An 11,398-nucleotide genomic window follows, 5' to 3' on the forward strand; every position below is an offset into this window, starting at 1 on the left:
ATTTTGGCGCCGAACAAGACGATGGATCAGAAGGTCCGGTCAGACGAATTCTCGCTTAACGGTCGCCACGCAATCGAGCGCCTTGAGCTGGTTGATCGTCTGCGTCAACTGGCGAAGGTCCCAGACCTCCATATCCATGCCGACCTCGGCGAAATCCTCGGCGATCACATCCATACGGATCGAGCGGATATTGACGTCAAGCGTGGCGATGGTCGAGGTGATGCGAGCGAGTGTGCCGGGCTCGTTCAGCACGTTGATGCCAATGCGCGCGCGGAACCGCTTGTCATTGGTGGAATCGATATCCCAGCGGATGTCGACCCAACGATCGGGCTGGTCCTCGTATTGCTGCAGGCCGGGCGACTGGATCGGGTAGACCGTGATGCTGCCGTCATCTTCGGTGATGCCGACGATGCGGTCGCCGGGCACCGCGCCCGACGGCGAAAACCGCACGATTGCCGCGCCGTTGAGGCCGCGCAGCGGCACGCCCGCCTCGCTATCGGCGTCCGGCAGGCGAAACGCCATGCCCTCGCCTTTCGGCAGGCTCACCCAGCCATCCTCGACGTTTGGCTTGATGGTGACGCGCTCATCCTTGTGATCGGGGAACACGGCTTTCAGCACATCGACGGAGGAGAGCTCGTTGCGCCCGACGGCGGCGATCACGTCCTCGACATCGTTCTGGCCGAGACGGTGCAGCACCGAGGCCAGCACCTCGCGCGAGAAGGTCTTGCCCGAACGGGCGAAGGTGCGCTCCAGGATCCGATAGCCGAGGCCGCTATACTGCTTGCGGATCGCAGCCCGCGTCGCCCTGCGAATTGCCGCGCGCGCCTTGCCGGTGACGACGATGCCTTCCCAGGCCGGCGGCGGCACCTGCACGCCGGAGCGGATGATCTCCACCTCATCGCCATTGTTGAGCCGTGTCACCAGCGGCATCATCCGCCCGTTGACCTTGGCGCCGACACAGGTATCGCCGATATTGGTGTGGACCGCATAGGCGAAATCGATCGGCGTCGCGTCCTTCGGCAGCGCGATCAACTGGCCCTTGGGCGTGAAGCAGAACACCTGGTCCTGAAACAGTTCCAGCTTGGTGTGCTCGAGAAATTCCTCGGGGCTGTCGCCTTCGGCCAGCGCCTCGATGGTCTTGCGGAACCAGGAGAACACATTGGTTTCGTCGTGCGCCGCGCCGGCAACCTTGCCTTCCTTGTAGAGGGAGTGGGCGGCGATGCCGTATTCCGCGATATCATGCATCGCGCGGGTGCGGATCTGCAGCTCGATGCGCTGTCTCAGCGGCCCGACAATGGTGGTATGCAGCGACTGATAGCCGTTCTGCTTCGGATTGGAGATGTAATCCTTGAAGCGTTCCGGCACCATGCGCCAGCGGGTATGCACGAAGCCGAGCGCCCGGTAGCAGCTTTCAAGCTCGTCGACGATGATACGGAAGCCGTAAAGGTCCGACATCTGTTCGAAGGACAGCGATTTCGACTGCATCTTGTTGAAGATCGAAAACGGCTTCTTCAGCCGGCCCTTCACCTTCACGTCAACGAGACCATGCTCGGTCAGGAGAGCCTTGAGCTCGTCCTCGATGCTTTTCACCATGGCCTGGTTCTGGCCGGCGAGATCCTGCAGCTTGTCGTGGATCGTCTGATAGGCTTCCGGATTGATATACTGGAAGGACAGGTCCTCCAGCTCCTCGCGCATGTCCTGCATGCCCATGCGACCGGCGAGCGGCGCATAGATCTCCATCGTCTCCTCGGAAATCCGCCGGCGCTTGTCGGCGCGCATGTAATAGAGCGTGCGCATGTTGTGCAGCCGGTCGGCAAGCTTGACCAGCAGCACGCGCACATCATCGGCCACGGCGAGAAACAGCTTGCGCAGGTTTTCGGCCTGCTGCGCCTTGCGGGAGACGAGGTCGAGCCGCTTGATCTTGGTGAGCCCCTCGACCAGCGCGCCGATCTCATCACCGAAAAACTGGTCGATCTCGTCACGCGTCGCGGAAGTATCCTCGATCGTGTCATGCAGCAGCGCGACCGCGATCGTCGACTCGTCCATGTGCAGGTCGGTCAGGATCGCCGCGACTTCGAGCGGATGCGAGATGTAGGGATCGCCGCTGGCGCGCTTCTGACGCCCATGCTTCTGCATGGCGTAGACATAGGCCTTGTTGAGCAGCGCGATATCGGCGTCAGGCTTATATTTCTGTACCCGCTCAACGAGTTCGTATTGCCGCATCATGGCTCAGTGACCGGGCCCGTTACGGGCGCAATGCGGACCTCAAGTCCGCTGAAATGGAAAGCGGCCGCGGGGTCCGCCCGCAGCCGTCAATATCAGTAGTCGTCGCCTTTTTCCGGCGGAACCAGGCCTTCAATGCCGGAGCGAAGCTCTTCTTCCGACATCTGGTCGAAGGGGATCGCATCCGGCATGTCCGGACGATCCGCGGTCTCGGCGGCGTCCTCGTCGGCCGAAGCGCTGGCCGAGCTGTCGGCCTCGGGTTCGTCGACCTCGACGTGGCGCTGAAGCGAATGGATCAGGTCTTCCTTCAGATCGTCGGGCGAAAGGGTTTCGTCGGCGATCTCGCGAAGGGCCACGACCGGATTCTTATCATTGTCGCGGTCGACGGTGATCTGGGCGCCCTGGGAGATAAGACGCGCACGATGTCCTGCGAGCAGAACGAGATCGAACCGGTTGTCGACTTTGTCGATACAGTCTTCAACTGTGACACGAGCCATTGACTGTCCTTTTAGGAGATTTCTGTGGAATGGCACCTCATAAAGGAGCCGAGCCCGGAATTCAAGGGCGCAATTCACCCCTTTGGAGCCTCGCCGCTGCCGCGTTGCGTGTTTTACCTGTGCAGCCTAAAACTTGGTGTTGAATTCCGTTGAACAGATGCTTAAATCTGAGGCGAATTGTAAACTTTGTGGCACAATTTTGACCTCTCGTCGTTTACCCGTATATCGCCGATGCAATCATATAACAGCCGGCGGTAATATAGATTATATTTGAGGACATGTTTTATGTTTGACCCGCGCGAGAAAATTGCGCTCTTCATCGATGGCGCGAACCTTTACGCCGCCTCCAAGGGCCTCGGTTTCGACATCGATTATCGCAGACTGCTGAAGGTGTTTCAGGGCAAGGCCTACCTGCTGCGCGCCTATTATTATACGGCGCTGATCGAAGACCAGGAATATTCCTCGATCCGTCCGCTGATCGACTGGCTGGATTACAACGGCTACAAGGTCGTCACCAAGCCCGCCAAGGAGTTCACCGATTCCATGGGTCGGCGGAAGATCAAAGGCAATATGGATATCGAGCTGGCAATCGACGCGATGGAGCAATCATCGACGGTCGATCACCTTGTGATCTTTTCCGGTGACGGCGATTTCACCACGCTGGTGGAAGCGCTGCAGCGCAAGGGCCGCAAGGTTTCGGTGGTCTCCACCATGGCGACCCAGCCGCCGATGATTGCCGACGATCTGCGCCGGCAGGCCGACCACTTCATCGATCTGGTTTCGCTGAAGCAGGACATCGGACGCGAACCGTCGGAACGGCCCCAGCGCGCGCCGGAAGTGGTGAGTTCAGACTTCGAGGACTGAAGTGGCGGGCCGCGCAAAGGCGGCAATCGCCGTTCCCGTCAGCCGAGGTTCTTGAGAAGCCTGCTCTTTTCGCGGTTCCAGTCGCGCTTCTTGGCGGTTTCGCGCTTGTCGTGCAGCTTCTTGCCCTTGCCGAGTGCAAGCTCGAGCTTGGCCCTTCCGCGATCGTTGAAATAGAGCTTCAGCGGGATCAGCGTCATGCCGTCGCGGTTGACGGCTGAGCGCAGGCGATGAATTTCCCGCTTGCCCAGGAGCAGCTTGCGGCGGCGGCGCGGCTCGTGATTGAAGCGGTTGCCCTGCAGATATTCCGGCAGATAGGAATTGATCAGCCACATTTCGCCATCCTCGTCGGAGGCATAGGATTCGGCGATATTGGCCTTGCCCTCGCGCAGCGACTTGACCTCGGTTCCGGTCAGCACGAGGCCCGCCTCGAGCGTGTCGAGGATTTCGTAGTTGAACCGTGCCTTGCGGTTTTCGGCCACGATATTGAGCCGACCACCCTTGCTGCCCTTCGGAGCCATGAAAGTCTTCCAGTCTGCTATCGGCCGGACGCGATCAGTTCAGCAATCCGGCATGTTTCAGCGCCGCGTCGATTTCGGCGGCAGTTCTGTCATCCACCGGCGTCAGCGGCAGACGGACCGCGCCGTCCATCCGGCCGATCCGGTTCAGCGCGTATTTAGTGCCGCAAACGCCCGGTTCAAGAAACAGCGCCCGGTGGAGCGGCATGAGTCGGTCCTGGTATTCCAGCGCCCTGGCGAAATCGCCGGCAAGCAGAGCGTTCTGGAATTCTGCGCAAAGCTTCGGCGCGACATTGGCGGTGACGGAGATTGCGCCGACGCCGCCCTGAGCGGCAAAGCCGAGCGCCGTGGCATCCTCGCCCGAAAGCTGGATGAAATCCTTGCCGCAGGTCATGCGCTGCTCGGAAACCCGATCGAGCTTGGCCGTGGCATCCTTGACGCCGACGATATTGGAATGCGCCTTCACCAGCGCGCCCATCGTCTCCGGCATCAGGTCGATGACCGAGCGCGGGGGGATGTTGTAGATGAAGATCGGCAGCTTCGTGGCCTCGGCGATCGCCGAGAAATGCGCGAAAAGCCCCTTCTGGGTCGGCTTGTTGTAATAGGGCGTGACCACCAGCAGTGCATCGGCGCCGGCCTTTTCCGCATGGAGCGCCAGTTCGATCGCCTCGCGGGTATTGTTGGAGCCGGCGCCGGCGATCACCGGAACCCGGCCCGCGACCACTTCCACGCAGAGGTCGACCACCCGCTTGTGCTCGTCATGGCTCAGCGTCGGGCTTTCGCCGGTGGTGCCGACGGGCGACACGCCATGGCTGCCCTCGCCGATCTGCCAGTCGACATGCGCGGCGAATGCCTGCTCGTCGACCGCGCCGTCGGCTGTAAAGGGCGTAACAAGGGCGGGTATGGACCCCTTGAACATGCAGATTCTCCTGACGGCCTTCGTTCTAAAGCCGCATTCTTGTTGTTAATCGCGCGCACCATAATGCCGGACATCAGGTACTGCAAGCATTAGCATTCGGTGGAGCAAACCGCTCGATTATGTGATAGCTTAAGGCGATATTAACCGCGATAAACGAGATTGACGGAGCCCGACTGAATTCGACCCCTGGATGATCGAATGAAGAAAACACTATCCATGCTTTCGCTCGCCGCCGTGATGACGGCAGCGGAGATGATTCCTCTCGCCGCACAGGAATTTCCCTCGGCAGCGCCCATTCCCTATGCCCGCCCGGATCGCTCGGCGTTTCCGCCCTCACTTGAGGTGACGGGCGCGATCAGCCAGCCGATCGCCAATCCGACTTCGAGCACGGTGCTGAAACAGGGTCTCGACGCGTTGAAGGACAGCAATGTGCCCGGCGCGATGCAGGCACGGGCCCGGCTGCCCGACAACAGCCTGGATCACCAGATTCTGAGCTGGGCGATCGCCGTTTCCGGCGAGCCCGGCGTCCCCTCCTCCGAAATCGCCGAGGCCCAGCAGGAGCTTCGCGGCTGGCCGGGACTCTCCTCGCTGCGCGCCAATTCCGAACGGGCCTTCGCGCGCGAAAACCCTTCGCCCAACAATGTGCTGGCCGCCTTCGGCAACACGCTGCCCGAGACTTCGGACGGCACGATCCTGCTTGCGCGCGCCTATATGGCGACCGGGCAGAAGCAGAAGGCGCATGCCATCATCAATCGGGCCTGGACCGGATGGGCGCTCGACACCAGTTCGGAAAACCAGATCCTCAACGAGTTCGGTTCGATCCTCAGCCAGACCGACCACAAGAACCGGATGATCTACCTGCTTTACCGCGACCGCGCGACCCAGGCCAAGCGGTTCTCCGAGCTTGGCAATGCGCAGTCCTTCTACAATGCCTGGGCCGCCGTCATTCGCCGACAGGACAATGCCGGCAGCCTGATCAACGCCGTGCATTCGTCATGGCGCAGCGATCCGGCCTTCCTCTACATACAGATCCGTAACGCCCGTCAGACCAACCAGTATGACACCGCCGCCGCGCTTTTGAAGAAGATGCCGCGCAATCAGGCAGCGCTCGTCAACCCCGACCAGTGGTGGGACGAAAGCCGCATCATCGGCCGGCAGTTCTATGAGGACGGCCATCCGCGCGAAGCCTACCAGGTGGTCGCCGCCGCCATGCCGGAGGATCGTCTCGACCGGCTCGACGCCGCCTTCCACGCCGGCTGGATTGCGCTGCGGGGCCTGAATGACGGTCGCACCGCCTCGAAGCATTTCGCCGACATCGTCGCGATTTCAACGACGCCGATCTCGGCATCGCGCTCCTATTACTGGCAGGGCCGCGCCGCGGAAGCGGGTGGCCCCGGCAACGCGCGCGATTTCTACCGCAAGGCGGGCCAGTACGAGACCACCTTCTACGGTCAGCTTGCGCTGCAGAAGCTCGGCCAGACGCGGCTCGATGCGCCCTATCCGAGCCCGACGGCGAGCGATCGCACAAACTACCAGCGCAATCCCGCCGTCCAGGCGATCGACCGGCTCGAATCGGTCGGCCATGGCTGGCGCGCCGATTCGCTCTATCGCGCGCTTGCCTATCAGCTTACCAGCCCCGGGGAGCTGGCGCTGCTCGCCTATCAGGCGGAAAAGGACCGCAGCCACATGCTGTCGCTCCAGATCGGCAAGATCGCCTATGGCCGCGGGCTGGATGTCGCAGCACTCGCCTTCCCGATCGGCGTGATCCCGACAAACGCCAATATTTCCGGCTCCGGCATGGCGCTCGCCTATGCGATCGCCCGGCAGGAAACCGAATTCAACCCCGGCGCGGTCTCGCCGGCCAATGCGCGCGGACTCCTGCAGCTTCTGCCGACCACCGCGCAGCGCGTGGCGAGCCGGCACGGCCTTTCCTATTCGGCAAGCCGGCTGACCAGCGATCCCGCCTATAACGCAACGCTTGGCGCGCATTATCTCGGCGAGCAGATCGACCGGTTCGGCGGCTCCTATATCCTGACCTTCATCGCCTATAATGCCGGACCAGCGCGCGTTCCGCAGTGGATCGAGCGCTTCGGCGATCCGCGCGGCAAGAACCTCGATTTCGTGATCGACTGGATCGAATCGATCCCCTATCCGGAAACCCGGAATTACGTGCAGCGGGTGATGGAAAACTACGAGATCTACAAGGCACGCCTCGGCCAGCCGACCGATATCGCCCGCGACCTGATCTACGGGCGGACCTGAGAGCGGAGCGCCGGTCGAAAACGATTGCCCCCCGTGAGCGTCGGCCGGCCTTGCGCCGCGCCGGCGCTTTCGGCTATCTGACCGACCATCAGCGCCCGCCGGTCCGGCCGGACGCCAAAAGGTGAACCGCTCCGATGGACATAATTTCCGATTTCGACTTGACCGGCAGCAACACGTTCGGCCTGAAATCCGCGGCGCGCCGGGCCGTGATCGTCGATGATCCCGCCATACTGCCCGCGCTTGCCCGCGAAAGCGCGGTCTCGGGCCTGCCGCTGCGCATTCTCGGCGGCGGCAGCAATGTGGTTCTGGATGAGCGGCTTGAGGCCATCGTCGCGCTGATGCGGATCGGCGGCCGGCAGGTCGTGCGCCGGACGGAGAACGAAACCATCGTCACCGCAGGGGCCGGCGAAAACTGGCACGATTTCGTGTCCTGGACCGTCGCGCAAGGCATTCCGGGACTGGAAAATCTCGCCGGCATTCCCGGCACGGTCGGCGCCGCGCCGATCCAGAATATCGGCGCCTATGGCGCGCAACTCTCCGATTTTTTCCTGTCGCTCGAGGCCTATGATCTCAAGGACGGCGTTGTTCGCAGCTTCGATGCCGCAGCCTGCCGCTTTGCCTATCGCCAGAGCCATTTCAAGGCCGAGCCCGGCCGCCATGTCATCCTGTCGGTCACGCTCGCCCTGCCCCGCGCCTGGAAACCGAAACGCGATTACGCCGGTCTCGACCTGTTGCCCGAGCAGGCCTCCGCCCAGGAGGTGCTGGACCACGTCGTCGCGCTGCGCGCCTCCAAGCTTCCGGACTGGCGAACGCTGGGCAATGCCGGCTCATTCTTCCACAATCCGGTCGTCAGCGCGCAAAAGGCCGCAAAAATCGAAGGCGCGCCGCGCTATCCCCAGCCCGACGGCACGGTAAAGCTCTCCGCCGGCTGGCTGATCGAGCAATGCGGCCTCAAGGGCTTCCGTCTCGGCCCCGCCGGCACCTACGCCCGCCACGCCCTCGTCCTCGTCAACCACGGCGGCGCCACAAGCACCGACATCGCCGCCCTGGCCGACCATATCCGTGACAAGGTCCGGACGCGCTTCGGCGTGGAACTGGTGCAGGAACCGATCGCGTTTTGAAGGATGGCGGTCCGGAGATGCCTTTATTCAGGACAACGACTTAATCGATATCACAGGAGAGCCAATTGACCGAGACCGCTCCAACTCTGGAGACCCATCGTTTGTGCCTGCGGCCACCGCGTTTTTCTGACTACCAAGATTACGCCGCCATAATGCAGTCCGAGCGTGCGGTTTACATGGGCGGACCTCTCGATGATCGCGAGACCTGGGGCATGTTCTGCCATTGCATCGGATCCTGGGGCATGTTCGGTCACGGCGGGTTGATGGTGGAATTGGCCGGGACCGGGCAGGCTATCGGTATGGTCAGCATCAATAGCGGCCCGCTGTTTACCGAGGATGAGCTGGGCTGGTTCCTATTCGACGGGTTCGAAGGCCACGGCTACGCCACAGAGGCAGCTATGGCATTGCGCCAATGGGCTTTCGGCGTGCGCAAACTGGAGACGCTGGTCAGTTATTTCGCGCCGGAAAATGTGCGATCGATCGCCATCGCGAAGCGGCTGGGTGGCGTGTTGGATGAACATGCCAAGGCGCCTGATCCTGCGGACATCGTCTATCGATACCAGCGATAAAATGGAAACAAGAGTTATTCGCGCACAAACCCAATGAAATCAGTATCTCTAGCGATTTCAGTACGGGAAAATGGTCGGAGTGGAGAGATTCGAACTCCCGACCCTCTGGTCCCAAACCAGATGCGCTACCAGGCTGCGCTACACTCCGCCGATGCGGGTCGGATACACGGTTCGCGGGCCGATCGCAATACTTAAAGAGGCGAAGCGGCGTTATTGCTTGAGCGCCGGGCCGGTGACGGTGTCGCCGGGCTTCAACCCGTAGGCCTGCGCCTGACCGCCGGCGAGCTCGAGCACGTATTTCACCGGCTCGCGCGAGGCGATCACGCGTTTGGAGCCGGGCTCGGCCTGTTCGTAGAAGCCGGCTACCGAGCCATCCGTGCGAATGAACACCATGTCGAGCGGGATCAGCGTGTTCGCCATCCACATCGAGGCCGTGCGCGGCGGGCCGAGGTCGAAGATCATGCCGTGATCGGGGGCGAGCTCGGTGCGGTACATCAGGCCCCGCTGGCGCTGCTGTTCGGTATCGGCGAGTTCGACGACGATCTCGTGGTCGCCGGTTGCAGTATGAAGCGTCAGTTGCGAGGTTTCGAAGGTGATCTCGGTCTGGGCCACGGCAAGCCCGCCGAACAGCAGCAGGAAGGCGGCCGCCAGCATTTTCCAATTGCCGAATGTGCGTTTCATGGGATCCTCGCCTCGAAGCCTGGCGGTCTCGCCGCCGTGGCCGACCTTATGGGGCGTCGGCGCAAAACTCAATGTGGATACGCCGCCCTGAGGTGGAGCCGGAAGCTGTGGAAGCGTCGAAAGGCCGGACCCAACGCGGAAGAGCGCGCGGCGCCTCAGTTGGTGCGGTGCATCGGATTCGGAATGTCGGGATGAACCTCGGCAGCCATCAGGCCCTTCGGTCCGTCGCCGAATCGCACCAGCACGCTCTGGCCCTGAACCAGCTCGGTCAGGCCGTAGCGGCGCAGCGTCTCCATGTGGATGAAGATGTCCTCTGTGCCCTCGCCGCGCGTCAGGAAGCCGAAGCCCTTTTCGCGGTTGAACCATTTGACGATCACCCGCTCCAGCCCGCTGGTCGCCTCGACATGGACATGGGTTTTCACCGGCGGCATCTGCGAGGGATGAACGGCGGTGGACTGGTCCATGGACAGGATGCGGAACGCCTGATAGCCGCGCTCGCGCTTTTGCACCAGCGCCACGACGCGGGTGCCTTCCAGTATGGTCTGGTAGCCGTCCTTGCGCAGGCAGGTGATGTGGAGGAGAATATCGTCCATGCCGTTATCCGGCACAACGAAACCAAAACCCTTGCCGACATCGAACCATTTCACGAAGCCGGTCACCTCGAGCAGTTCGCCGGCTTCGAGGCCCGCATCCTCTGCGGCAGAATATCTTCCCGCTTGAGACCTCTCGGCCATGTTGCCCCCGCTTCTTGAAAAACCCAGGCCGCGAATTAACTGATTCTTCATGCAAGAATAACATTCATCCATCTGATTCCTGCAATACCCAAACGCATGAAATCGGGAATTGCGGGTCAACGCCGCAGAAATTTTCAGACTAGCCCACAGGAAAGTGACCTATGCATTATCTCCACACCATGGTCCGCATAACGGATATCGACGCCTCGCTGCGCTTCTACTGCGAGTTGATGGGGCTGAAGGAAGTCCGCCGGATCGAGAACGAAAAGGGCCGGTTCACCCTGATTTTCCTCGCCGCGCCCGCCGATCTCGAAAAGGGCGACAACGACCACGTGCCGAAGCTGGAGCTGACCTATAACTGGGATCCGGAGGAATATTCCGGCGGCCGCAATTTCGGCCACCTCGCCTATCGGGTCGAGAATATCTACGATTTCTGCCAGAAGATGGCGGATGGCGGCGTCACCATCAACCGCCCGCCGCGCGACGGCCATATGGCGTTCGTGCGCTCGCCCGACGGCATTTCGGTTGAAATCCTGCAGGAAGGCGATGCGCTGCCGCCGCAGGAACCCTGGGCTTCGATGCAGAACACCGGAAGCTGGTAAGCCCGATTTTCCGCCGACCGTGCGCGCACGGATTTTAGGCGGAAAAAACAAATACTTATTGAGGCGCCGCGACCGGCGCCTCTCTTGTGTCATTTTTTTGAAGAATTCGCTGATTTGCGCTTGCGGCATTTCATCTGCCTGATTATAAGGGCGCCCAGCAACCGCATGCGCCCTTCGTCTATCGGTTAGGACGCCAGATTTTCATTCTGGAAAGAGGGGTTCGATTCCCCTAGGGCGTGCCATCCTTTGCGAGAGGTCTTTGGCCTTTTGCGGGATGTATCCGGAGATAAATCTCCGAGAATGATGTTTGCTGCGGCGGCGGTTCCGGCTTTGCGGTGACCGCCGTTTTTGAAATGTGCGCCCTTCGTCTATCGGTTAGGACGCCAGATTTTCATTCTGGAAAGAGGGGTT

The 11,398-nt window shown here is 61.5% G+C and carries 11 protein-coding genes and 3 tRNA genes (1 of these 14 running past the window's edge); 7 read left to right on the top strand and 7 right to left on the bottom strand.

Features of this window, described 5'->3' with window-relative positions; genetic code table 11:
• Positions 1–39 precede the first annotated feature (39 nt).
• Both V6766_RS15715 and rpoZ read right to left on the bottom strand, forming a co-directional pair.
• Positions 40–2,226 carry a RelA/SpoT family protein gene (locus V6766_RS15715; RefSeq protein ID WP_448467999.1) on the bottom strand — a complete coding sequence of 729 codons (2,187 nt, stop codon included), beginning with the start codon at positions 2,224–2,226 and terminating at the stop codon, positions 40–42.
• Between the two features lie 92 nt (positions 2,227–2,318).
• Positions 2,319–2,720, bottom strand: coding sequence for a DNA-directed RNA polymerase subunit omega (gene rpoZ / locus V6766_RS15720; protein WP_448468000.1), 402 nt, complete (start codon positions 2,718–2,720; stop codon positions 2,319–2,321).
• Between the two features lie 285 nt (positions 2,721–3,005).
• On the opposite strand from rpoZ, the gene V6766_RS15725 reads away from it, so the two are divergent.
• On the top strand, positions 3,006–3,584 hold the full coding sequence (locus V6766_RS15725) for a LabA-like NYN domain-containing protein (protein WP_448468002.1): 579 nt from the start codon (positions 3,006–3,008) through the stop codon (positions 3,582–3,584).
• A gap of 38 nt (positions 3,585–3,622) precedes the next feature.
• On the opposite strand, the gene smpB is transcribed toward V6766_RS15725, so the two are convergent.
• Positions 3,623–4,102 carry an SsrA-binding protein SmpB gene (gene smpB / locus V6766_RS15730; protein ID WP_230720559.1) on the bottom strand — a complete coding sequence of 160 codons (480 nt, stop codon included), beginning with the start codon at positions 4,100–4,102 and terminating at the stop codon, positions 3,623–3,625.
• Positions 4,103–4,136: 34 nt separating this feature from the next.
• A complete protein-coding gene (gene dapA / locus V6766_RS15735; protein ID WP_448468004.1) occupies positions 4,137–5,018 on the bottom strand; it encodes a 4-hydroxy-tetrahydrodipicolinate synthase in 882 nt (293 codons plus the stop codon).
• A 198-nt stretch (positions 5,019–5,216) separates the two neighbouring features.
• Here dapA and V6766_RS15740 point away from each other — a divergent pair, with 198 nt between their 5' ends.
• The 3 genes from V6766_RS15740 (at position 5,217) to V6766_RS15750 (ending at position 8,970) form a co-directional block, all read left to right on the top strand.
• Positions 5,217–7,280 carry a transglycosylase SLT domain-containing protein gene (locus V6766_RS15740; protein ID WP_448468006.1) on the top strand — a complete coding sequence of 688 codons (2,064 nt, stop codon included), beginning with the start codon at positions 5,217–5,219 and terminating at the stop codon, positions 7,278–7,280.
• Positions 7,281–7,414: 134 nt separating this feature from the next.
• Positions 7,415–8,401, top strand: coding sequence for a UDP-N-acetylmuramate dehydrogenase (murB, locus tag V6766_RS15745; protein WP_448468008.1), 987 nt, complete (start codon positions 7,415–7,417; stop codon positions 8,399–8,401).
• Positions 8,402–8,466: 65 nt separating this feature from the next.
• Positions 8,467–8,970, top strand: a complete 504-nt coding sequence (locus V6766_RS15750) for a GNAT family N-acetyltransferase (protein WP_448428648.1) — start codon at positions 8,467–8,469, stop codon at positions 8,968–8,970.
• 71 nt (positions 8,971–9,041) lie between these two features.
• On the opposite strand, the gene V6766_RS15755 is transcribed toward V6766_RS15750, so the two are convergent.
• The 3 genes from V6766_RS15755 to V6766_RS15765 all read right to left on the bottom strand — a co-directional run bounded on the left by V6766_RS15755 (position 9,042) and on the right by V6766_RS15765 (position 10,385).
• Positions 9,042–9,118, bottom strand: a tRNA-Pro gene (locus V6766_RS15755).
• 62 nt (positions 9,119–9,180) lie between these two features.
• Complete coding sequence (locus V6766_RS15760; protein ID WP_448468010.1) at positions 9,181–9,651, bottom strand: DUF192 domain-containing protein; 471 nt, start codon at positions 9,649–9,651, stop codon at positions 9,181–9,183.
• Between the two features lie 155 nt (positions 9,652–9,806).
• The gene (locus V6766_RS15765; protein ID WP_448468012.1) at positions 9,807–10,385 is read right to left on the bottom strand and encodes a cold-shock protein; all 579 of its coding nucleotides are present in this window, start codon (positions 10,383–10,385) and stop codon (positions 9,807–9,809) included.
• 161 nt (positions 10,386–10,546) lie between these two features.
• Here V6766_RS15765 and V6766_RS15770 point away from each other — a divergent pair, with 161 nt between their 5' ends.
• The 3 genes from V6766_RS15770 to V6766_RS15780 all read left to right on the top strand — a co-directional run.
• Positions 10,547–10,987 carry a VOC family protein gene (locus V6766_RS15770; protein WP_448428644.1) on the top strand — a complete coding sequence of 147 codons (441 nt, stop codon included), beginning with the start codon at positions 10,547–10,549 and terminating at the stop codon, positions 10,985–10,987.
• A gap of 167 nt (positions 10,988–11,154) precedes the next feature.
• Positions 11,155–11,229, top strand: a tRNA-Glu gene (locus tag V6766_RS15775).
• A gap of 115 nt (positions 11,230–11,344) precedes the next feature.
• A tRNA-Glu gene (locus V6766_RS15780) sits at positions 11,345–11,398 on the top strand (it continues 121 nt past the right edge of the window).

The sequence above is a fragment of the Martelella sp. AMO21009 genome (assembly GCF_053484295.1).